The organism is Geothermobacter ehrlichii, from assembly GCF_008124615.1.
GTDB classification, from domain to species: domain Bacteria; phylum Desulfobacterota; class Desulfuromonadia; order Desulfuromonadales; family Geothermobacteraceae; genus Geothermobacter; species Geothermobacter ehrlichii.
Genome location: NZ_VNIB01000002.1, coordinates 1 through 21,970, shown reverse-complemented (window position 1 = coordinate 21,970; position 21,970 = coordinate 1). Strand labels below are relative to the sequence as shown.

Sequence of the window (21,970 nt, the reverse complement as noted above, 5' to 3'; positions counted from 1 at the left end):
CCCAAAGGGAGGCACCATGGCCGTTCATCTCGTCGACCATCCCCTGGTCCGGCACAAGATCGGACTGATGCGGGAGAAGGACATTTCCACCAAGAACTTTCGCGAACTGGCATCCGAAATCGCCTGCCTGTTGACCTACGAGGCGACCAAGGATCTCGAAACCGAAGGCCACACCATCGAAAGCTGGGCGGGACCGGTCCGCATCGAGCAGATCAAGGGCAAGAAGATCACCGTCGTACCGATCCTGCGCGCCGGCCTCGGCATGATGAACGGCGTTCTCGACCTGATTCCCAGCGCCCGGGTGAGCGTGGTCGGTCTCTACCGCAACGAGGAGACCCTGGAACCGGTCACCTACTACCAGAAATTCACCAGCCGCATGGAAGATCGCACCGCCCTTATCCTCGACCCGATGCTGGCCACCGGCGGCAGCGTCGTCGCCTGCATCGACATGCTCAAGCAGGCCGGCTGCAGCCGGATCAAGGGACTGTTCCTGGTCGCCGCTCCCGAGGGAATCAGCCGGTTGCAGGAAGTCCATCCGGATGTCGACATCTATACCGCCGCCATCGATGAACGGCTCAACGACAACGGCTACATCCTGCCGGGACTGGGAGATGCCGGCGACAAGATCTTCGGGACGAAATAAGGCAGACAGGCCTGCCGGCGGGAGGCTGACCACCAGCTACAAGGCAAGAGAGCTCCGGCACAGCATGGAGACGAGGTCCGGTTTCATGAGGCACCGGCTCCGGTAACGGCGGGCAGACGGCCCCGTGAAAACCAGACCCGGCCATTTTTTCAGCCTGGATCGGTGAGCCCGTTCTGCATGGGATAGGTGACAGGTTCACAGGTTCAGCTTCAACATCCTGACAGAAGGGAACTCGGTATGGAGAAGAATCTTTCCGAAAGCAGCTACAACTTCCGTCTCAAGGACTGCCTGCTCGGCGCCCAGATGCTTTTCGTCGCCTTCGGCGCCCTGGTCCTGGTCCCCCTGCTGACCGGACTGAATCCCAACGTCGCCCTGTTTACGGCCGGGGCCGGCACCCTGCTCTTCCAGCTGATCACCGGTGGCAAGGTTCCGGTCTTTCTCGCCTCCAGTTTCGCCTTCATCGCTCCGATCATCTACGGCGTCCAGCAATGGGGGATTCCGGGAACGCTCTGCGGCCTGGCCGCCGCCGGCCTGCTCTACGTGCTCTTCAGCCTGGCCATCCGCCTGTTCGGGTCCGGCATCCTGCACCGGATTCTGCCGCCGGTGGTGACCGGACCGGTGATCATGGTCATCGGCCTGGTCCTGGCCCCGGTGGCCGTCCACATGGCCTCGGGACGGACCGGAGACGGCGCCGCCTGGCTGGTGCCGCAACCGACCGCCTTCATCATCGCCGGCGTCTCCCTGGCGGTCACCGTCCTCGTTTCCCTGCTCGGCAAGGGACTGTTCCGCCTGATTCCCATTCTCTGTGGCATCGCCTCCGGTTACGCCACCTCGCTGCTTCTCGACCTGGCCGGCATCTCCGCCTCGATTCAGGCCGGGTTCGATCCCGGCAGCCTGAAGAACTGGACCGCCCCGACCCTGATCTCCATGCAGAAGGTCGCCGAGGCCCCCTGGATCGCCATGCCCGACTTCACCTTTCCGACCTGGAACCTGGAAGCCGTTCTCTTCATCGTCCCGGTCGCAATCGCGCCGGCCATCGAGCATTTCGGCGACGTGCTGGCCATCGGCGGCATCACCGGCCGCGACTACGTGGACGATCCCGGCATTCACCGCACCCTGCTCGGCGACGGCCTGGCCACCAGCCTGGCCGCCCTGCTCGGCGGCCCGCCCAACACCACCTATTCCGAGGTCTCCGGCGCCGTTGCCCTGACCCGTTCCTTCAACCCGGCGATCATGACCTGGGCCGCCATCAGCGCCATCCTGCTCGCCTTCGTCGGCAAGCTCGGCGCCTTTCTCGGCACCATTCCGGTCCCCGTCATGGGCGGTATCATGGTGCTGCTGTTCGGCGCCATCTCCGTCATCGGCATCAACACCCTGATCAAGGCGCAGATCGACCTCATGCGGCCGCGCAACCTGACCATCGCCGCCGTCATCCTGGTCTTCGGCATCGGCGGCATGAGTTTCGACCTGACCGTGGTCAAGCTGGGCGGCATCGGCCTGGCCGGAATCGTCGGCGTCATTCTCAACCTCCTGCTGCCGCAGGAACGCTGACGCCGTTCACCAACGACCCGTCTCGGGGGCCCCGGCGGAGGCCGGGGTCCCTCTCCGCTTACCCGTACGGGACACACCGGATTCGACAATCCGGGCCGAATTCAGGCCCCCGCGTCCGCGACACCGACCCTTCCGCACCGTTCTCCGGCAAGACTGGCAGCTGCCTCCGACGCCTTTTTCCGCGCTGTGATCGTTTCCGACCCGTCCATGGATACTCACTTCGGAAAAACGACCCGTTCAACCAGACGCCACGGCGCCGATGCATTGGACTATATTTCTATTCTTAAATGGCCGGCCATTGGGTCAACGAAACGGGGTTGACGATTTTTTTTCACATGCAATACTGAAATCCTGTTCTTTTTTCTTGCGAGCCACCGCCAGAGCCGAAAAGATGACACCATGGACGATGCCGGTCTGCCAGAACTGCTGCCCAAACAGCACCTGATCCTGCTCGGCGTTCTCGACGACCTGCTGCAGGAGCCCCGGGAACGCCTGCCACGCACCGAGCTGATCGCCGAAACCTACCGGGCCAACATCAATACGGCGAAAAAGGCGCTGTCGCTCCTGGGCCAGGCGGGAATGATCCAGGCCCGTCGCCGGGCCGGCAACAGGGTCGTCCGCCGACTGAGCAGCGAACAGGCAGAAATCTATCACGCCACGCGCCGGCGCATCGCATCGCTGCTGCGCGAACTGGCGGCGGCCGGCTTCAACCGTCTGGAAATATCCGCCGCCCTGCTGGCGGCCTATCGCGAGCAGGAACAGCGCCAGCCGCGGATCATCTATGCCGACCTCGAGTTCAACGAACTGCTGCTCGGCCGGCGCGAGCTGGAACAAACCTGCGGACAGCCCGTACAGCCGGTCCAGGTCGAAGAGCTGGCAAGACAGCTGACTGAAGGCTGGATCACCGCCGATCTGATCGTGACCACCTTCTTCTGCGAGAGCCGCATTCGCGACCTCTGTATCCACAAGGGCATTCCCCTGGTCGCCCTGCGCACCACGCCGCCTTTGGAACATCTGCTCAATTTCAGCCTTCTCCCACGTGATACGGTCATCACCCTGGTTGTCCTGTCGGAATCGATCCGCCAGCGTATCCGGCAACACTATCCGCACATCCAAAAGGATTTTCCGGGCTTCGCCATCATGACACTCGAAGAGATCCGGAGAGACCGGACGCGGCTGGACAAGACCCACATTCTGCTGACCCATAAGCTGGTCGCGGAAGAACACGCGGCACTGTTCCGCAGCATCCCGAGAATCATCAGCTACAACCGTTTCCAGGATGACGAGGGACTCGACTACATCCGAACCCTGACCGGCAACCGCAACAAGGAGCAGACATGCTGATCGTCGGTGTCGATACTGGTGGAACCTTTACCGACTTCATCTGGCACGACGGAAGCGCCTGGGGTGAATACAAGGTGCTGTCCACGCCGCACAACCCGGCGGAAGCCGTCCTGTCGGGGCTGCGGCATATCGCCGGCGACCGACCGGTCGACCTGGTTCACGGCTCGACGGTGGCGACCAATGCCATCCTGGAAAAGAAAGGGGCCCTGACCGCCCTGGTGACCAATCGCGGTTTCGAGGACATCATCGAGATCGGCCGGCAGAACCGCCCCGATCTCTACAGCCTCCACTGCCGGCGCAATCCGCCGATCGTTCCCGCCGGCTACCGGTTCGGCCTGCCCGGCCGGATCGACCAGGAAGGACGGGAAATCGCCGCCCTGCCCGATCCGGCCCTTGAGGAATTGAAAGAAAAGTTGCAGAAGGCCCAGGTGGAATCGGTCGCCGTCTGCCTGCTCTTCTCATTCGCCAATCCCGAACATGAACGACGTGTCGGCGCGGGCCTCGCGACTCTCGGCGTGCCGGTCTCCCTGTCCCACGAAACCCTGGCCGAATTCCGCGAATACGAACGGACCTCGACTACCGTCATCAACGCCTACGTCGCCCCGAAGATGCGGCGCTACCTCACCTACCTGCGCGAACAGACCGGCGGCAGCCGTTTTCGCATCATGCAGAGCAACGGCGGCAGCATCTCGGCCGAGACGGCGATGAACGAATCGGTCCGCACCATCCTCTCTGGACCGGCCGGTGGTGCCGTCGGCGCCCGCGAGATCGGCAGGCAGTCGGGCTTCGACCGCCTGATCACCTTCGACATGGGCGGAACCTCGACCGACGTCTGCCTGATCGACGGCGAGCTGCCGCTGACCACCGAATCGGAGATCGCCAGCTATCCGGTCAAGGTGCCGATGATCGACATCCATACCGTCGGTGCCGGCGGTGGTTCGCTGGCCTCGATCGACACCGGCGGTTCGCTCCAGGTCGGCCCCCAGAGTGCTGGCGCCGACCCGGGTCCGATCTGCTACGGCAAAGGCGAAGGGATCACCGTTACCGACGCCAATCTCTTTCTCGGCCGGCTTGTGCCGGAACACTTTCTAGGCGGCGCCATGCGCCTGCGGCCGGAACGGCTGCAGCGACCTTTCACCGAACTGGCGGACCGGCTCGGCCTGCCCCTCGTCGAGCTGGCCGAGGGCATCCTCGACATCGCCAACGCCACCATGGAACGCGCCATCAAGGTCATCTCCGTCGAACGAGGACACGATCCGCGCGAATTCACCCTCTTCTCTTTCGGCGGCGCCGGCGGCATGCACGCGGCCTTCCTCGCCCGCCTGCTGCAGATGCCGCGCGTACTGGTGCCACGCAATCCGGGCATCCTGTCGGCCGCCGGCATGCTGATGGCCGACGTCATCAAGGACTATTCGCGCACCATCATGCGCGGCGCCGAAGAGCTCACGCCTGAAATTCTCGACGAACTCTTCGCCCCGATGGAGGCCCAGGGAACGGCCGACCTGCTGGGCGAAGGGATGCCGCGCCAGGCCATCGTCCACCAGCGTTTCCTCGACATGCGCTACCGGGGACAGTCCTTCGAACTGATGGCTCCGGGAACGGGCGATATCCGCGAGGCCTTCCACCGCCTGCACGAAACGACCTACGGCTACGCCAACCGGGACAAGGCGGTCGAAGTCGTCAACCTGCGCCTGCGCTCCACCGGGCGCCCGCAGCGGCCATCGCTGCCACAGATCGCCGCCGGCGGTCCAACGCCGCCGGCGGAAGCTTTCCTCGGAGAAAAGGACGTCATCTTCGACGGCAGGAGCAGAGGCACCATTTTGCTGCAGCGGGAAAAACTTCTGGCCGGCAACCGCATCCCCGGACCGGCGATCGTCATCGAATATTCGTCGACCATCATCGTGCCCCCCTTCGCCGAAGCGCAGGTCGACAGGTTCGGGAATCTGCTGCTGGAGATAAAGGAATAAATCTGAAAAGAGCCAACCACGAAGGCAAGAAGAAAGGCTGAACGAGGGTACAGAAACTTTGTTTTCCCCTTCGTATTCTCTTCGCCCCTTCGTGGCGGGTTTTCATCATCAAAGGAAAAACAACCCTCATGCACGTCAATCCGATTCTGCTGCAGGTGTTCAAGAACCGCTTCGCCGCCATCGCCGAAGAGATGGGCGTCACCCTGGGACGCACCGCCTTTTCGCCCAACATCAAGGAGCGTCGCGACTATTCCTGCGCCCTGTTCGACCGCCATGGCGACATGATCGCCCAGGCGGCCCACATCCCGGTGCATCTCGGCTCCATGCCCCTGTCGGTGAAAAGCGCCATCGACAGAATCGCCATGCGTCCCGGCGACATGGTGATGCTCAACAATCCCTTCGACGGCGGAACGCACCTGCCCGACATCACCCTGGTCGCCCCGGTCTTCATCGGCGACGAGCCGGTCTTCTACGTCGCCAACCGGGCGCACCACGCCGATGTCGGCGGCATGACCTCCGGCTCGATGCCACTGTCGACCTCGCTGTTCCAGGAAGGTCTGATCATTTCGCCGGTCCGGCTGGTCGAGGAGGGGGCCATCGACCGCAAGCTGCTCGAAGTGCTGCTGTGCAACGTGCGCACGCCGACCGAGCGCGAAGGGGATTTCGCCGCCCAGATCATGGCCAACCGCATCGGCGAACGCCGGTTGCGGGAGCTGGTCGACAAATATGACATGGCGACGGTCGAACGGTACGCCGCCAGCCTCAACGACTATGCCGAACGTTTCATGCGCCGGACCATCGCCGGCATTCCCGACGGCCGCTACCATCACCGGGACTGTCTCGACAGCGACGGCATCTCCGCCGACCCGGTCTGGATCGACTGCGTCATCGACATCGAGGGTGAGCTGGCCCGCATCGACTTCTCCGCCAGCGACCCGCAGGTGACCGGCAGCGTCAATGCCGTCTACGCCATCACCCTGTCGGCGGTCCTCTACGTCTTCCGCTGCCTGGTCGAGGCCGACGTTCCGGCCAACGCCGGCTGCCTGCGGCCGCTCGACGTGGTGACAAAACCGGGCACGGTGGTCGACGCATGCTTCCCCGCGGCCGTGGCCGGCGGCAATGTCGAGACATCACAACGGATAGTCGACGTGGTTCTCGGCGCCCTGGCCGAGGCCCTGCCCGACCGGATTCCCGCCGCCAGCCAGGGGACGATGAACAACGTCACCATCGGTGGCATCGACCCGCGCCGGGGCTCACCTTTCGCCTACTACGAAACCCTGGCGGGAGGGCACGGCGGCGGGCCGGCCGGCCAGGGGGAGTCGGCGATGCACAGCCACATGACCAACACCCTCAACACGCCGGTCGAGGCCCTGGAATACGCCTACCCCTTCCGGGTCACCGAATACGCCATCCGGCGCGGCAGCGGCGGCTGCGGGCGCTTCAGCGGTGGCGACGGCCTGGTCAGGGAGATCGAACTGCTGGCCGACGCCGAGGTAACGATCCTGAGCGAACGCCGCAACCAGCCACCTTTCGGCCTGCAGGGCGGGGAACCGGGAAGCCCCGGCCGCAACCTGCTGATCGACGGCGACAGCTCCGAACAGCTCCCGGGCAAGTTCAGTCGACGTATCAAGGCCGGATGCCGCCTGCGGGTGGAAACTCCCGGAGGAGGCGGCTGGGGAAGCGCGAACTGACAGTGCGGCGGAGATATGGGCCCATGGTCGCCAATCCCACCAGTTAAAGTGCGGATACAAAAAAAACAGGCAATGGACGGTGTCAGCCGGCGGCCGGCAGCACGCGGTAGAGCCAGCCGGTCAGCGAACCGAAGAGGTTGAAGAAGAGCATCGCGCCCACCACCATCAGCAGCAGGCCGGTGCCGATCTCGACCAGACGGATGTGCTTGCGGAACCGGTTGAAGAAACCGAGAAAACCGTGAAAGAGCAGGCCGGAGACCAGAAAGGGGACGCCAAGACCGGCCGAATAGAGGGTCAGCAGGAAGATGCCGCGCCCGGTGCCGCCGGTGGTCCCGGCCGCCATGGCGAGAATGGCGCCGAGAATGGGGCCGATGCAGGGAGTCCAGCCGGCGGCAAAGGCCAGTCCGACCAGGAAGGTGCCGGCGAAACCACTCGGCTTGTCATGAATCTGCACCCTCTTCTCACCCAACAGCACGCCGAAATGAAAGAGTCCCGTCAGATGGATTCCGAAAAGGAAGATGAGAACGCCGCCGATCCGCTGAACCCAGATCAGTCCCTCGCGCAGATGGACCTGAAAGGCGCTCGAGGCCAGCCCCGCCAGAGCCCCGAGAGCGATGAAGACGGTCGAGAAACCGAGGATGAAAACCAGGGAGTGAAGCATGACGGTGACCCGCACCCGGGCACCGGGATGCGCCTGCTCCAGCTGGCCGAAGGACAGACCGGTGATATAGGTCAGGTACGAGGGAATCAGCGGCAGGACGCAGGGGGAAAAGAAGGAAAGAACCCCGGCGCTGAAGGCGATCCAGGCCGTGATGTCGGTCTCCTGCCCCATCACCCTATTTCTCCAGCAGTGAAGTCAGGAAGGTCACCATCGACCGGGCAGCCCAGTCCCGGCCGCCGATGATGTGCTGGACGATCTTTCCCTGCTTGTCGACGACGAAAGTCTCGGGAAAGCGGAACACGCCGTAGGCCGACTGGGCCTCGCCGTCGACATCCATCAGCACCGGAAAGGTGTGCGGATGCTTGCGCAGAAATCCGGGCAGAACGTCTTTGCCGTCGGCCTCGATGTTGACGGCGAGTATTTCCAGCCCCCGGTCGTGCAGCCGGGCGTACAGGCGCTCCATGGAGGGCATCTCCTGCTTGCAGGGAGGACACCAGGTGGCCCAGAAGTTAACCAGCACCACCTTGCCGCGCAGGCTGGACAGGGACATCCGCCCGCCGTCCACTGTTTCCAGGTCGATCTCGGGGGCAGTCCGGCCGACCAGAACGGCGCCGCCGGGGGCTTTGTCGGGTCGCGGGCTGCCAGCAACGGCGGTCAGGGGAGAAAGCAGAACGATCGCTGAAACCAGCAACGTAAGAAGAGAACGCATGGACAATCCTTTCCGTTTCTTTCGACGCTTCGTTTTAGCCCCGCCTTCCAACAAAAGTCAAGGGCGGACCAGGACGTTCCGGACTGTCAGGGAAGATCGATGTAGTATCCCTGGTTGCCGCGCACGACGAGAAACTGCAGCGGCAGCCGACCGAAGGTCTCTTCGATGACCCGGGCATAGTCCTTCAGGCTCGACACCTCCTGACCTGCGGCCTGGATCACCAGATCGCCGCGGCGCATGCCGACCCGTTCGGCCGGGCCGCCGCGGGCCAGGTCGGCGACCCGAAGCTTGCCACGCCATTCCTCCAGGGAAAATCCGAAGGTGTCGGCGGCATACCGCAGGGCGAATCCGGGAGGGAACTCTTCCAGCCGCAGGTCGGCGGTTCGGCTTTCGATCCCGCGCAGGAAACGCACGCTCACCCGGTTGCCCGGAATGTAGGCGCCGAGGATGTTGAGAAATTCCCCCGGCGTCTCCACCGGGATATCGTCGATCTCGAGAATCACGTCGGCCAATTCCAGTCCCGCCCTGTCGGCGGGCGAACCGGGAATCACCTCGGTCACCAGCACACCGCCGTATCCCCTGGCGGCGGCGAACTGTTCGCCGGTGGCACCTGGAACCACGCCGAAGAAGCTGCGGCGCAGATGACCGTACTTCTTCAGATCGGGCAGCACCCGGCGAATGACATCCGCCGGTATGGCGAAACCTATTCCCTGCGCCTGCCTGGCTATGGCGGTATTGATGCCAATGACCTTCCCTTCCAGGTTGATCAGGGGGCCTCCCGAATTACCCGGGTTGATCAGGGCGTCGGTCTGGATGAAGACCGCCATAAATTCCTTGTCGAGAGTCAGGGCGCGCAACGGACCGCTGACCACACCAGTAGTGATGGAGCTGCCGAGCCCGAGCGGATTGCCGATGGCGATCACCGGTTCGCCGATCATCAGATCGTCCGACCGGCCGAGCCGCAGAAACGGATAGGATCTGCCTTTCGGCGCTGGGATGCGGATCAGCGCCAGATCGAGATTGTCGTCCCTGCCGACCAGCTTCGCCTCGATCTCCCGGTGCCGGCCGGCCAGGGCGACAAAGATTTTCGACGCCCGGCTGATGACGTGGGCGTTGGTCAGAATCAGCCCGCCGGGATCGATGAGCACGCCCGAACCGAGGGACTCGGTGGTGTAGAGGCGCGGAGGGGCGAATTCGCGGAAAAAATCCTCGAAGAAGGAACCGCCGAAACCGAAAAAGGGCGAGCCGCGCCGTTGGACGATCTGCTCGGTGCGGATGTTGACGACCGCCGGACCCGCCTTTTCCACCGCCTCGACCACCGGCGTTCGCCGCAACGAAGCCAGGGATCCGGAAGCGGAAACAAGAACGAGCAGGACTGTTGCAACAGACAAAAAAGCCTTTCGTTTCAAGCCGTTTCTCCACAAAAACTTCATGTTGTTTCCGAAGTGTTGCCCCCTCGGGCCCCCTTGCCGATGCCGTATTTCTCCATCCGATAGATGAGGGTATGGCGGGGGATTCGCAAAAAACGGGCCGCCTGCGACTGGTTGCCGCCGCAGCGGGCCAGGGCCTGTTCCACTGCTTCCCGCTCCAGCTGTTCAAGCGAATAGCCCTCCGGCGGCAGGTTGAGAACTCCCTGGCCGGACGGTACCTCAGCCCCTTGCACCGTCGGCGGCAGGTCATCGGGGACGATTTCATCACTGCCGGCCAGAACCAGCATGCGCTCGATGCAGTTCTGCAGCTCGCGCACATTGCCCGGCCAGTCGTAGCGGGTCAGCAGCTCCATGGCGTCGGCCCGAATGCGCACCTTCGCGCCCTGGCGGTCGAGAAAATGCCGGATCAGCAGGGGGATATCCTCCCGCCTTTCCCGCAGCGCGGGAACCTGCAACGGGATGACCGCCAGTCGGTAATAGAGATCCTCGCGAAAATCGCCCTTTTCGACCATGGCCTCGAGATCCCGGTTGGTGGCGGCGACGATCCGCACGTCGACCTTGCGCGTCCGGCCCCCGACCGGCTCGACCTCCATCTCCTGCAGCACCCGCAGCAGCTTCGGCTGCAGGGCGAGCGGCAACTCCCCGATCTCGTCGAGAAAGAGCGTGCCGCCGTCGGCCTGCAGGAACTTGCCTTCCCGGTCACGGGTGGCGCCGGTGAAGGCCCCCCTGACATGACCGAACAGTTCGCTTTCGAGCAGTTGCTCGGGAATGGCGGCGCAATTGACGGTGACAAAAGGTTTTTTTTCGCGCAGACTGGCGTGGTGAATGGCACGGGCCACCAGCTCCTTGCCGGTACCGCTTTCTCCGAGCAGCAGCACCGCGGCATTGGTGGCCGCCACCCGGGCGATCATCTCCCGCAGCCTGCGCACCGGCTCCGACTGGCCGACAAGTTCACCGCTGACCCGCCGGTTCAACTCCTCGCGCAACCGCAGGTTCTCGCGCTTCAGCCCGCGGTATTCCAGGGCCCGGCGTACGGCGATCAGCAGCCCGTCACGCGAAAAAGGCTTGGTCAGGTAGTCGTGCGCCCCCATGCGCATGGCCGATACCGCCCGTTCGACCGTAGCAAAGGCAGTCATGACGATAACCATCACCCCCGGATAGTCCTGCACGACGATTTTCAACAGTTCTTCGCCGCTCATGCCCGGCATGCGCACATCGGTGAGGACAAGATCCGGCCTTTCCCGTCGCAGAAAGGCGAGTGCCTCTTCCGCGTCTTCCGCCGTCGTCACCTGGTAGCCGGCCTCGGCCAGCTGAAATTCGGTCACCCGGCGCAGGGAAGCGTCATCCTCGACCAGCAGTATCGTTTCGTTCATCTCCGTCACTTTCCTTCACCTGAATCAGTGAGTTCATGCCGGATGGAGAGTGCAAGTACTTGGCCTGAATGAGTTTTCAAAAAATCTGTGGCGCGCCCATAGGTTCGCCGGTGATTTTTGGGAAACGCAGACAGGTCAATGACTTGTGCTATCCGCCGGTGATGAGCGCGCTGGTTCAGGTTTCTGCCCGGGCAGATAGATACGGAAGGTCGTCCCCCGCCCTGGCTCGCTGTCCACCTCGATCCTGCCCCGATGGCCGCGGATGATGCGGGCGGTGATCGCCAGCCCCAGCCCCGTTCCCTCTGCCCGGCTGGTGTAGAAGGGATCGAAGATCTTCTCCAGTTTTTCCGGAGCAATTCCAATACCGGTATCGCTCAGGGTGATGACCGTTCCCCCGTCGGCGGCGGCGGTGACGATGCGCAGGCTGCCCCCTTGCGGCATGGCCTGCATGGCATTGATCACCAGGTTGAGCAGCGCCTGTTTCAGCTGTTCGGCCCGTCCGCTGCAGGGCGGAATGTCGCCGGCCTGGAAGCAAAGGTCGATCCCCTCCTTTTCCAGCATCCGGCCGCTCAGGGTGAGCACCTCGTCGACGACACGATTCAGATCGACCGCATCTTCACCTCCCCGGCCCGGACGGGCGAAATCGAGGAAATCCTGAACCACCCTGTTCAGCCGGTCGACCTCGTGCACCAGAATGTCGGCGAATTCCCGGTGCGGGCTGTCGGCGGGGATGGCGTCGCGCAGGATCTCCGCCGTGCCGCGGATCGACCCCAGAGGGTTGCGCACTTCGTGCGCCAGGCCCGCGGAAAGTTCCCCCAGCGCCGACAGGCGGTCGGCGCGCCGCAGTTGCTCTTCGGCGGCCAGAAGCTGGTCGGCCTGCTGCCGCAGGCGTTCGTAGCTCTCCTCGAGCCGTTCGGCGGCGCGCTGGTAGCGTCGGGTCTGCGCCTGCTCCCGCGAACTGAGAACGCCGGTCAGCAGCCCGATGACGTTGTAGAGCATGATCTCCAGGTATTGTTCCAGGTTGGTTGCGGGGCGGTGCCCCCACTGAAAGACGACGTGCGGCGCGTAGAGAATGGAGACAGCCAGCGAGCTTCCCAGGCCACCACGCAACCCGAACCAGAGCCCTGACAGAACGATGGGCAGATAGTAGAGGCGGCGATAGATGTCGTGAAACTGATCCTTCTGGGTCGTGGTCAGGTAGTGCAGCAGGGTAATTCCCAGCACCATGAGAGCAAGCAGAAAGACCCGAATGACCAGCTGTCGACGCATGTTCTGATTGTTCCCGATACAGGATGAAAGTTCAAGTCTTTTCACCCTCTTCTGCCTGCCGACAACGACAGGACTCACCGTTCGTGGATTTTGCCGCCGAGATGGGTTATCCTGCGCGCCGACACTACCGAATCCGGAGGGAAAGCAGCCACATGCAGCTCTTTTTCGACATCGTCACCATCGTCCTTCCCGTCTTCCTGGTCATCGCCCTGGGCTGGCTGCTGCGGCGAACCGGCCTGATCGACGGCAGCTTTCTCGCCACCACCAACCGCCTGGTCTATTACGTCGCCCTGCCGATGCTGCTGTTTCACCGTATCGGCACCGCCGATTTCGGCAGCAACTTCAATCCACGCCTGGTGGTGGGGAGCATCGCCGTCACCCTCGTCCTCTTCGTCCTGACCTGGCTTCTTGCCGGCGCCATGAGCCTGCCCGGCCCAGCCCGGGGGGTCTGCAGCCAGGGCGCCTGCCGCGGCAACCTGGCCTACATGGGCCTGGCTCTCGCCCTCAACGCCTGCGGCGACGAAGGGCTGACCCGCGCCGGCATCCTGATGGGATTTCTGGTGCCGGTCTACAACGTCGGCTCGATCACCGTTCTCACCCTCGCCCGGCGACAGGACGGTGACAACCTCGAACTGCGCTCGTGGATGAGACAGTTCCTCCTCAACCCTCTCATCCTCGCCTCGGCGGCGGGGATCGTCTGGAGCCTGCTCGACCTGCCGCTGCCCGTCGTTCTCGACCGCGGCCTGCGCATCGCCAGCGGCATGACCCTGCCGCTGGCCCTGCTGGCGATCGGCGGCTCCTTCTCTCTCGAACGGCTGCGCGGCGATCTGCGGCTGGCGGCCCTGGCCAGCCTGTGCAAGCTGCTGATCATGCCGCTGGTCACCGCCGCCGTGCTGGTGGCGCTGAACGTCGGCGGGCTCGACCTGACCGTCGGCCTGCTGCTGGCCGGCGCGCCGGCGGCAACCGCCAACTACATCATGGCCGCCGAACTGAAAGGTGATGCCGAGCTGGCCGGCACCATCGTCATGCTGTCGACCCTGGCCTCGGCCGCAAGCTACACCCTGATGCTCCTGCTTCTGCGTTCGTTCGGAACATGAGAGATCCGGCGGTTTCGATCCTGATGGCGGTACGCGACGAGGCCCGCTACCTGGAAGCGGCCCTGGCCTCGATCCGGCGGCAGACACTTCGCGACTGGGAACTGGTGGCGGTCGACGACGGTTCGACCGACGCCACGACCGACATCCTGCAGCAGGCGGCGGCCGCGGACGATCGCATCCGGGTCATCCGGCAGCCGCCCGACGGGCTGGTCGCCGCCCTCAACCGGGGCCTGGCCGCCTGCCGCGCCGAACTGGTCGCGCGCATGGACGGCGACGACATCTGCCATCCGCTGCGGCTCGAAGAACAGGTCGCCTTTTTGCGCACCCATCCCGACATCGACCTGGTCGCCTGCCGGGCCCGGCACTTTCCACGGCCGCGCATCACCGCCGGGATGCTGGCCTACGAACAGTGGCAGAACGCCCATCTCGCGCCGGCGGCCATTGCCGCCGACATCTGGGTCGAAAGCCCCTTCGCCCACCCGAGCGTCTGCTACCGGCGACAGCGGGTGCTCGACCTCGGCGGTTACCTGGAGCGACCCTGGGCCGAGGACTACGACCTCTGGCTGCGCATGCACCTGGCCGGCTGCCGCTTCGCCCGGCTGCCCGGCACGCGTCTGTTCTGGCGCGACCGGCCCGACCGGCTGACCCGGCGGAGCCCCCGCTGCAGTCTCGAAGCCTTCCGCGCCTGCCGGCTGCACCATCTGCGGCAGGGCTTTTTGCTTCGTGCCCGCAAAATCGCCCTGTGGGGAGCCGGCATCGAAGGCAAGGCCTGGCGGCGGCTTCTGGTCGGGCAGGGATTCGAAATCGTTCTCTGGATCGACATCGATCCGCGCAAGATCGGCCAGATTATCCACGGCGCGCCGGTCATCGCCCCCGACGCGGTCCGGATCCGCCGCCAGCCGACCCTGATCACCATCGGCGCCCGCGGTGCCCGCGAGCAGGTCCGGCGATGGGCCGCGCGCCAAAACCTGAACGAGGGACGCGACTATCTCTGCGTCACCTGACCCCGACAGGAGGCCCCAGCATGCTGACCATCGGCAACCGATTCCGCATTCTCTCCCCTGAAGAAGAAGCTCCCGGCGACGACCGCATCCCGCTGGTGATCGCCAAGGGGGCCTTCGGCTCGGGTGAACACGAAACCACGGCAAGCTGCCTGGAAATTCTGGAAGAGCTGCCGGAGATCACCGGTGCCAGGGTTCTCGATCTGGGCAGCGGCACCGGCATTCTGGCCATCGCGGCACTGAAGCTGGGCGCAGCCGAAGCGGTCTGCGTCGACATCAGCCCCGACGCGATCAGGACCAGCCGTCACAACTGCGCCCTGAACGGACTGGACAGCCGTATCCGACACATCGCCGGCACCCTCGATGAGGCGCCCCGGACCGGCTTCGACCTGGTACTCGCCAACATCTACGGCGACCTGCTGCTCGATCTGGCGGACGGGCTAGTGGCCCACACCCGCCCCAAGGGGCGACTGTTGCTGTCGGGAATGCTCTGGGAATACCACTTCGACGTACGCAGACGCTTCGAGGCTCTGGGGTGCCAGGTGCTCAAACGCCGGATGCTGGAGGAGTTCGCCACCCTGCTGGTGCAGAAGCCCTGAAGTCTCCCGTCGGCGAATCGACTCAGGCGTCGAGCAGTTCGCGGATGCGGTTCAGCATCTCCATCGGCGTGACCGGCTTGAAGATGATGTCGAGCTGGCTCTGGTCGATGCCGTGGTCCTCGAGAGCGTCGAAGGTGTAACCGCTGAAAAAGATCGTCCGGACGGAAGAATCGATCCGACGAATTTCCTCGTACATCTCCAGGCCGGTCTTGCGCGGCATGATGATGTCGGTCAGCACCATGGCGATCCGGTCGGCGTTCTGCCGGTAGACGTTCAACCCCTCTTCACCGTCACTGGCCGTCAGCACCCGGTAGCCGACCTCCTCCAGTACCGATCTGGTCACCTGTCGCACCGCGGGGTCATCCTCGACCACCAGCAGCAGTTCGCTGCCGCCGATGGCCAGGTGCGAAACCGTCGGATCGTCCGTCCCCGGCATCCGTTCGGTACGGGGAAGATAGACGGTGAAGACGCTTCCGCCGCCCTGCTCGCTCTCCACCACGATGCCGCCGCGGTGCTGACGCACGATGCCGTAGCTTACCGAAAGGCCGAGTCCCGTCCCCTTGCCGACCTGCTTGGTGGTAAAGAAGGGATCGAAAATCCGCTCCATCACCTCCCGGCTCATTCCCTCGCCGGTATCGACGACCCGCAGGTAGACGTAGGGACCGGGCACCCCGAAGCCGTGCTGACGGACGAATGACTCGTCCACCTCGGTCATCCCGGTTTCGATGCGCAGGGGTCCGCCCGACGGCATGGCATCGCGGGCGTTGGTGACCAGGTTCATCAGCACCTGCTCAAGCTGGGACACGTCGGCCAGCACCATCAGGGGCGATTCACAGAGGCTGGTGGCGAATTCGATGGTTTCCGGAATAATCCGCCGCAGCATCTTCTCCAGACCGCACACCACCTGGTTGATATCGAGCGGCATCGGCCGGCTGACCTGCCGCCGGCTGTAGGCGAGCAGCGAATAGGTCAGCTTCGACGCCCTTTCGGTGGTCTGCAGAATCTGGTCGACGATCTGTTCCTGTTCGCTCGCCGGAGGCGACTTCAACTTGAGAATGCTGGCATAACCCATGATTGCGGTGAGAAAGTTGTTGAAATCATGGGCGACACCGCCGGTGAGTGTTCCCAGCGCCTCGACCTTCTGGGCGTGGCGCAGTTGTTCCTCGAGCCGCTCGTGCTCCGACAGGTCGAGAATGGCGCCGACGATGCCGAAGGGCGTACCGTCATCACGGGTCAGTACCGCCCTGTGCAGCAGGACACTGCGCCGCGATCCGTCGGCATAGCGAACCTCGGTCTGGTAGACCTGGGAACCGCCGCTCCGCAGGACATCACGGTCGGCATCCTCGTACAACCGGGCCAGATCGAGAGGGGCGATGTCATACATGTTGCGACCGACGATCTGCTCTTTCGGCAGGCCGATCACCTCGCGGGCGAAAGCATCGTTGCATTCCTGGAAGACCAGGTCGGTATCCTTGTAGAAAATCGGCAGGGGGATGGTGTCGATCAGCCTGCGCAGCAGGGTCTCCTGCTTGCGCAGGGCGGCTTCCGCCTGCCGGCGGCTGATGCCGACGGCGAAAATGTCGGCCACGCTCTCCAGCAATCGCCGGATCTGGCCGTCACTCTCCTGACCGGGAACGGTGTAGAGACAGAGGACACCGACCAGCTCCTTGCCGGAAACGAGCGGCAGAACGCAATGTCCGTGCAGTCCCAGATGCCCGGCCCGCAGATCGATATCCGGATTGTTCTCGCCGATGAAAGGACGCATCTGCATCGCGACCCGGCCGCACAGGCAGGTACCGAAAGGAACCGTCCTGCAGGCCTCGACCTGCCGCCGCGGCAGATTGACCTCGGCTTCGAGCTGCAGCTGTTCTGCTGCGGCATCGGCCAGAAAAACCCCTCCCCGCTGGATCAGTCCCAGCCAGGGGGTATCGAGAATGAGCCTGAGTCCCTGCTTCAGGAATTTCTCCATGGTCAGGGGCTCGAGAACCAGCCGCAGCAGATTGCCGCGCAGTTCTTCTTCGCTGGCCTTGCGCTCGATCAGTTCGGCCTGGCGACGCTGTTCGGTGATGTCATGGCCGATACTGAGAATCTCGACCAGTCTCCCCTGATCGTCCCGCATTCCCCGGTTGTGCCAGGCGATCCAGAGGCGACGGCCGTCGCGACAGACGTTCTGATTGACGTTATGCTGGTAATCGTCGGGAGAATGCAGAATCCCCTCGATCATCGACCGCAGGTTGCGGCCGCATTCTTCCACTTCCGGCAGAATCGTCTCCCACAACGGGCGATCGAGGACTTCTTCACGATCGAAACCGAAAATTTCTTCGGCATAACGATTGAAATAGGTAATTTCCCCTGTCGGCGATACGCGCGTTATGATGCTGCGGGCATTCTCCACCAGATCCCGGTAGCGGGTTTCGCTTTCACGCAACGCCCTCTCCGCGGCCAGCCGCTTTCTTTCCCGGGCCAGATTGCCGAGAGCGAAGGAGGTGTTGGCCGCCAGTTCCTCGAACAGGCCGAGCCGACCGCCGCGAAAATAGCAGGACAGGGAAGCATAAACTACGAACAGGCCGCAGGGCTCGCCATCGCGAAAGAGCGGAAAGGCTGCCAGGGAGCGCAACTGCCGTTCCGTCAGAATGTCGTGCAAGGGCCGCAGGACATTTTCTTCACCGAGATCGTCGATCACCATGGGGCGGCTGTCGGCCTGCAGCGCATTGCCGCCGACATCACACGCCTCGACCGGATGCAGCGAAAAATCCTGGATTGCCGCCAGCGCCTCGCCGGCCCAGGCGACAGGCCGCACGCGATTGTCCAGGGGCTCGACAAATCCGATCCAGGCCAGGCGGACCTCCTCCAGTGAAGCGGCGATATCGCAAATCTGCTGCAGCAGCAGTTCTTCGTCCCGGGCGTGCAGGATGGTCGCGTTGATCCGCGACAGGGTATCGTAGAGATTCTTCAGCTGGATGTTTTTCCGCGCGGCCGCCTCGTAGTCGGTGATGTCCCGCCCCTCGACCAGCAGAAAGTCGACCCCGTCGTCAACGAAGATCGGCTTGATGGAAAAATCGATGCAGCGCTCGCTCGTCCGATGCCGAATACAGATGTCGAAACGGACGAACTCGCCGCGGGCGGCGGCGATGAGCTCTGCGAGGCGCTGCCGGGAAAGATCGGCCCGCTCCCACCAGGGCGTTTCGACAAAGGGCAGGCCAATTACCTCCTCGGCTGAACAACCGACCAGCCCCAGGGCGGTCCTGTTGACATCGGTCAGGCGTCCCTGAAGATCGAGCGTGAAAACCAGCTGAAACGTACTGTTGAAGAGGGCCTGATAACGTTTTTCGCTCCCCCGCCGGCCCGGTTGGTGCTTCATGCATCCCTCGTTGGCAACGGCCTGCCACGGCAACGAAAATTCAAGATGACAAAATCCGCCGACCGGCGACTTGACCCGGACCGGTCTTCCAAGTTTAATGGCTGAAATTGCACGGCGCAATTTCGAAGATCATTTTTCACCCGCGATCTGCCAACCAACCCGATCTGAACCCGACAGGAGCGAGGCATGCTAAGACCGCTGACCGCCACGGAAGTCCGGGTGCTCGGCTGCCTGGCGGAAAAGGAGCTGGCCACCCCCGAATACTACCCGCTCAGCCTGAACGCACTGGTCAACGCCTGCAACCAGAAATCGAACCGCGATCCGGTCATGCAGTTGACCGCGGAGGATGTCGCCGAGGCCATCGCTGCCCTGCGTCCCCTGGGGCTGGTCATGCAGTCGAACGACGGCGGCCGGGTAGCCAAGTTCGCCCACAACCTGAGCGGCAAACTGCATCTGGTGCCGGCCGAACTGGCGATTCTGGCCGAACTGCTGCTGCGCGGCCCGCAGACACCGGGCGAGCTGCGCCAGCGTACGGCGCGGATGCACGCCTTCGACAGCCTGGAAAGCCTGGAACGATCCGTCGAGGAGATGCTGCAGCGGCAGCAACCGATCCTGACCCGCCTGCCACGCCAGCCCGGGCGCAAGGAGCAGCGCATCGCCCACCTGCTGGCGGGCGAACCGGAAGTCGAAACTGCTCCCGCCGCCGAACCTGCGGCAGTGGCCACGGCCAGAGAGCGGCAGGAAAGACTGGACCGGCTGGAACAGGCCGTCGAACAGCTGCGCAACGAACTGGCCGGACTGCGAGCAGAATTCGAACGCTTCAAAAAGGAATTCGAGTAAAAAAAACGGCCCGGGTCGTTCGCACGCCCGGGCCGCCGCAACCGTCCACCGCCGGCAGGGCTCATACCCTGCCGGCGTGTTTCTCCCGCAGAAGACGCTTGTTGATCTTGCCGACGCTGGTCTTGTCGATCTGCTCCACCAGCTTCACCTTCAACAGCAGGGCCTGCTTGGACATCAGGCCGCGGTCGATGAAGCCCTTCAGATGCGTCACCAGGGCCTTCTCGTCCAGTTCACCCTGCGGCACCACCAGCGCCAGGGGCCGTTCGCCCCACTTCGGATCGGGATCGCCGATCACCGCCACTTCGGCTACGGCCGGATGCTGGATGAGCAGATCCTCCAGTTCGAGGGAGGAGATCCACTCGCCGCCGATCTTGATCACATCCTTGATCCGGTCGGTGATCTTGACATAGCCTTTGGCGTCCCGGCAGGCGACATCGCCGGTGTGCAGATAGCCGCCGCGCCAGAGCTGTTCGGAATTGCGCTGGTCCTTCAGGTAGCCCTGGGTCAGCCAGGGCGCCCGCACCACGATCTCGCCAACACTCTCGCCGTCGGCGGGGACATCCCGCATCTGCTCGTCGACGATCCGCAGATCGACCAGCGGCAGGGGCCGACCGGTCTTGCAGCGGATCTCGAGTTCATTGTCGCTGCCCAGCTCGGCCTCGGGCACCTGGGCCAGGGTCAGCACCGGACAGGTTTCGGACATGCCGTAGCCGGAGTAGAGGTCGATGCCAAGCTCCAGCGCCCGGGCGCACAAAGCCTTGGGCAACGCCGAACCGCCGATGAGCACCTTCCAGCGCGACAGGTCCCGCTTCTCGATGTCGGGATGGTTCAGCAGCATGTGCAGGATGGTCGGCACGCAGTGGGAGAAGGTAACCCCCTCCTTCTCGATCAGGTCGAGCAGAACATCGGGCGCATAGCGACCGGGATAGACCTGCTTCACCCCCAGGGAGGTGGCGATGTAGGGCACGCCCCAGGCATGAACGTGAAACATGGGCGTGATCGGCATGTAGACGTCGCCGGTGTGAAACCGGCCCTGGCTGGGCGCCGAGGCCAGGGCGGCCATGGTGCCGAGGGTGTGCAGCACCAGCTGCCGCTGGCTGAAGTAGACCCCCTTGGGCAGCCCCGTGGTGCCGGTGGTGTAGAAGGTCGTCGCCCGGATGTTCTCGTCAAAATCGCGAAACTCGTAGTGGCGGTCCGCCTCTGCCAGCAACGCCTCGTACTCGCCGGCGAACTCCAGCCCTTCCGGCGGCGACACCGGCTCGTCCTGCAGCAGCACCATAGCCCGTACCGTGTCGATACGGCCGCGAATCTGCGCCAGTAACGGCAGAAAATCGGCATGCACCAGCAGGATGTCGTCCTCGGCATGATCGATGGTGTAGAGAATCTGCTCCGGCGACAGCTTGACATTGACCGTATGCAGCACCGCTCCCAGCATGGGCACGGCGTAGAAACATTCGAGATAGCGGTGACTGTCGTAATCCATCACCGCCACCGTATCCCCCGGCTTCACCCTCAGCTTTTCCAGGGCGTTGGCCAGACGGCAGACCCGTTCCCTGAAGGTGCGGTAGCTGTAGCGCATCCGGTCCCGGTAGACGATCTCCTGGTCGGGATTGCTGACAACGGGAGCGTCGAGCAGATTTTTGATCAGCAGGGGGTAACTGTAGGCAGACTCGGCTCGGGGAATGGTCAGATCGGGCATCTTTACCTCCATAAAAAGATGATTTCACCGCGCCAACCCCTTTTATCACGGGACCGAACAGGCAGGCAACAGACGGAAAGTGATCGACGCCGCCCGTCTGGCGTGTCGTGCAGGTCCGGTAAAATTCCCCTCATTCCCCCCTGTTGCCGTGCCAACACAGGATAAAATGGGGATTTAAAAATTGGATGGTCCGGAATCATGCCTGAAGAAGAGGGGACGATGACCATCATCGACAGACAGCAGCCCGGAACCTGGTTTCTCCCCCCCCCTAACGGGCAAATCCCGATGTCCTGCACCAGCAGATCCACCGGGCCGGTCACAACCAGCTGGTCGGCGGTATCTTCGCCGTCCTCAACGGGCAGCGACGCTGCTCTGCGTCAACAACGTGCCGCTGCAGGTCTTTGGCATTCCAGACAGTTCCAGACTGCTCAGCCTGCGGCTGCTGCGGGCCATTCAGGACAATGCCTTTCAGTCCTTGTGGCTCCTGAGTCCGGAAGGCATCCTCGAGGACGCCAACCGCACTGCGCTCAAAACCATCGGCGCAGCCATCGGCGAGCTGGCGGCCGGAGTCGCCCACGAGATCAACAATCCGATCAATGGCGTGCTCAACTATGTCCAGATTCTGCTCAACAAGAGCCGGGGTAGATTCAACTCATAAGTGCACCACCTTCGAGGTGGGTTAAGAGACAGGACATGATGGGGCTTCTGGTAGTGTTGAAAGCACGACCAAACAAC

The 21,970-nt window shown here is 63.6% G+C and carries 17 protein-coding genes; 10 read left to right on the top strand and 7 right to left on the bottom strand.

The genetic code is table 11. From position 1 onward, the window contains the following. Positions 1-16 precede the first annotated feature (16 nt). From upp to EDC39_RS02720, 5 genes are all read left to right on the top strand, one after another. Positions 17-643: a uracil phosphoribosyltransferase gene (upp, locus tag EDC39_RS02740; protein WP_148894656.1), complete on the top strand. Its 627-nt coding sequence runs from the start codon at positions 17-19 to the stop codon at positions 641-643. Between the two features lie 237 nt (positions 644-880). Then, positions 881-2,194, top strand: a complete 1,314-nt coding sequence (locus EDC39_RS02735; protein WP_148894653.1) for a uracil-xanthine permease family protein — start codon at positions 881-883, stop codon at positions 2,192-2,194. A 399-nt stretch (positions 2,195-2,593) separates the two neighbouring features. After that, on the top strand, positions 2,594-3,538 hold the full coding sequence (locus EDC39_RS02730; RefSeq protein WP_148894651.1) for a GntR family transcriptional regulator: 945 nt from the start codon (positions 2,594-2,596) through the stop codon (positions 3,536-3,538). Next, the gene (locus tag EDC39_RS02725; protein WP_148894650.1) at positions 3,532-5,505 is read left to right on the top strand and encodes a hydantoinase/oxoprolinase family protein; all 1,974 of its coding nucleotides are present in this window, start codon (positions 3,532-3,534) and stop codon (positions 5,503-5,505) included. Before EDC39_RS02730 ends, EDC39_RS02725 begins: the two co-directional genes overlap by 7 nt. 128 nt (positions 5,506-5,633) lie before the next feature. Next, positions 5,634-7,196, top strand: coding sequence for a hydantoinase B/oxoprolinase family protein (locus EDC39_RS02720; RefSeq protein ID WP_148894648.1), 1,563 nt, complete (start codon positions 5,634-5,636; stop codon positions 7,194-7,196). 82 nt (positions 7,197-7,278) lie between these two features. On the opposite strand, the gene EDC39_RS02715 is transcribed toward EDC39_RS02720, so the two are convergent. From EDC39_RS02715 to EDC39_RS02695, 5 genes are all read right to left on the bottom strand, one after another. Next, positions 7,279-8,028, bottom strand: a complete 750-nt coding sequence (locus EDC39_RS02715) for a cytochrome c biogenesis CcdA family protein (RefSeq protein ID WP_148894646.1) — start codon at positions 8,026-8,028, stop codon at positions 7,279-7,281. Positions 8,029-8,032: 4 nt separating this feature from the next. Further along, positions 8,033-8,566 carry a TlpA disulfide reductase family protein gene (locus tag EDC39_RS02710; protein ID WP_148894643.1) on the bottom strand — a complete coding sequence of 178 codons (534 nt, stop codon included), beginning with the start codon at positions 8,564-8,566 and terminating at the stop codon, positions 8,033-8,035. An 86-nt stretch (positions 8,567-8,652) separates the two neighbouring features. Then, complete coding sequence (locus tag EDC39_RS02705) at positions 8,653-9,957, bottom strand: trypsin-like peptidase domain-containing protein (protein ID WP_187426610.1); 1,305 nt, start codon at positions 9,955-9,957, stop codon at positions 8,653-8,655. 38 nt (positions 9,958-9,995) lie between these two features. Further along, entirely contained in the window at positions 9,996-11,369 is a 1,374-nt protein-coding gene (locus EDC39_RS02700; protein WP_148894639.1) for a sigma-54-dependent transcriptional regulator, read from the bottom strand. A gap of 135 nt (positions 11,370-11,504) precedes the next feature. Then, on the bottom strand, positions 11,505-12,638 hold the full coding sequence (locus EDC39_RS02695; RefSeq protein ID WP_148894637.1) for an ATP-binding protein: 1,134 nt from the start codon (positions 12,636-12,638) through the stop codon (positions 11,505-11,507). A 101-nt stretch (positions 12,639-12,739) separates the two neighbouring features. Between EDC39_RS02695 and EDC39_RS02690 the strand changes: the two genes are divergently transcribed. From EDC39_RS02690 to EDC39_RS02680, 3 genes are read left to right on the top strand one after another with little or no spacing between them, the layout of a single operon-like run. Then, positions 12,740-13,735 (top strand): AEC family transporter, encoded by a 996-nt coding sequence (locus tag EDC39_RS02690; protein WP_246140162.1) that lies wholly within the window; start codon positions 12,740-12,742, stop codon positions 13,733-13,735. Further along, positions 13,732-14,739, top strand: a complete 1,008-nt coding sequence (locus tag EDC39_RS02685) for a glycosyltransferase (protein ID WP_148894635.1) — start codon at positions 13,732-13,734, stop codon at positions 14,737-14,739. The genes EDC39_RS02690 and EDC39_RS02685 overlap by 4 nt, the downstream gene beginning before the upstream one ends. 20 nt (positions 14,740-14,759) lie before the next feature. After that, positions 14,760-15,335 carry a 50S ribosomal protein L11 methyltransferase gene (locus EDC39_RS02680; RefSeq protein ID WP_148894634.1) on the top strand — a complete coding sequence of 192 codons (576 nt, stop codon included), beginning with the start codon at positions 14,760-14,762 and terminating at the stop codon, positions 15,333-15,335. Positions 15,336-15,357: 22 nt separating this feature from the next. Here the strand turns inward: EDC39_RS02680 and EDC39_RS02675 are convergent, their stop codons facing one another. Further along, on the bottom strand, positions 15,358-18,696 hold the full coding sequence (locus tag EDC39_RS02675; protein ID WP_148894633.1) for a PAS domain S-box protein: 3,339 nt from the start codon (positions 18,694-18,696) through the stop codon (positions 15,358-15,360). A gap of 186 nt (positions 18,697-18,882) precedes the next feature. Between EDC39_RS02675 and EDC39_RS02670 the strand changes: the two genes are divergently transcribed. Further along, entirely contained in the window at positions 18,883-19,536 is a 654-nt protein-coding gene (locus EDC39_RS02670) for a YceH family protein (RefSeq protein WP_148894631.1), read from the top strand. A gap of 61 nt (positions 19,537-19,597) precedes the next feature. Here the strand turns inward: EDC39_RS02670 and EDC39_RS02665 are convergent, their stop codons facing one another. After that, positions 19,598-21,235 carry a fatty acid--CoA ligase gene (locus EDC39_RS02665; protein ID WP_148894629.1) on the bottom strand — a complete coding sequence of 546 codons (1,638 nt, stop codon included), beginning with the start codon at positions 21,233-21,235 and terminating at the stop codon, positions 19,598-19,600. Positions 21,236-21,620: 385 nt separating this feature from the next. Here EDC39_RS02665 and EDC39_RS15510 point away from each other — a divergent pair, with 385 nt between their 5' ends. Next, a complete protein-coding gene (locus EDC39_RS15510) occupies positions 21,621-21,893 on the top strand; it encodes a histidine kinase dimerization/phospho-acceptor domain-containing protein (protein ID WP_246140161.1) in 273 nt (90 codons plus the stop codon). The last annotated feature ends 77 nt before the right edge of the window (positions 21,894-21,970 follow it).

What these genes read in the sequence shown, in the direction of transcription:
- EDC39_RS02725 (WP_148894650.1), top strand. Translation starts at nt 3,532, where the DNA reads ATGCTGATCGTCGGTGTCGATACTGGTGGAACCTTTACCGACTTCATC.
- upp (WP_148894656.1), top strand. Translation starts at nt 17, where the DNA reads ATGGCCGTTCATCTCGTCGACCATCCCCTGGTCCGGCACAAGATCGGA.
- EDC39_RS02675 (WP_148894633.1), bottom strand. Translation starts at nt 18,696, where the DNA reads ATGAAGCACCAACCGGGCCGGCGGGGGAGCGAAAAACGTTATCAGGCC.
- EDC39_RS02670 (WP_148894631.1), top strand. Translation starts at nt 18,883, where the DNA reads ATGCTAAGACCGCTGACCGCCACGGAAGTCCGGGTGCTCGGCTGCCTG.
- EDC39_RS02710 (WP_148894643.1), bottom strand. Translation starts at nt 8,566, where the DNA reads ATGCGTTCTCTTCTTACGTTGCTGGTTTCAGCGATCGTTCTGCTTTCT.
- EDC39_RS02690 (WP_246140162.1), top strand. Translation starts at nt 12,740, where the DNA reads ATGGGTTATCCTGCGCGCCGACACTACCGAATCCGGAGGGAAAGCAGC.
- EDC39_RS02680 (WP_148894634.1), top strand. Translation starts at nt 14,760, where the DNA reads ATGCTGACCATCGGCAACCGATTCCGCATTCTCTCCCCTGAAGAAGAA.
- EDC39_RS02700 (WP_148894639.1), bottom strand. Translation starts at nt 11,369, where the DNA reads ATGAACGAAACGATACTGCTGGTCGAGGATGACGCTTCCCTGCGCCGG.
- EDC39_RS02735 (WP_148894653.1), top strand. Translation starts at nt 881, where the DNA reads ATGGAGAAGAATCTTTCCGAAAGCAGCTACAACTTCCGTCTCAAGGAC.
- EDC39_RS02720 (WP_148894648.1), top strand. Translation starts at nt 5,634, where the DNA reads ATGCACGTCAATCCGATTCTGCTGCAGGTGTTCAAGAACCGCTTCGCC.
- EDC39_RS02715 (WP_148894646.1), bottom strand. Translation starts at nt 8,028, where the DNA reads ATGGGGCAGGAGACCGACATCACGGCCTGGATCGCCTTCAGCGCCGGG.
- EDC39_RS02665 (WP_148894629.1), bottom strand. Translation starts at nt 21,235, where the DNA reads ATGCCCGATCTGACCATTCCCCGAGCCGAGTCTGCCTACAGTTACCCC.
- EDC39_RS02730 (WP_148894651.1), top strand. Translation starts at nt 2,594, where the DNA reads ATGGACGATGCCGGTCTGCCAGAACTGCTGCCCAAACAGCACCTGATC.
- EDC39_RS02695 (WP_148894637.1), bottom strand. Translation starts at nt 12,638, where the DNA reads ATGCGTCGACAGCTGGTCATTCGGGTCTTTCTGCTTGCTCTCATGGTG.
- EDC39_RS02685 (WP_148894635.1), top strand. Translation starts at nt 13,732, where the DNA reads ATGAGAGATCCGGCGGTTTCGATCCTGATGGCGGTACGCGACGAGGCC.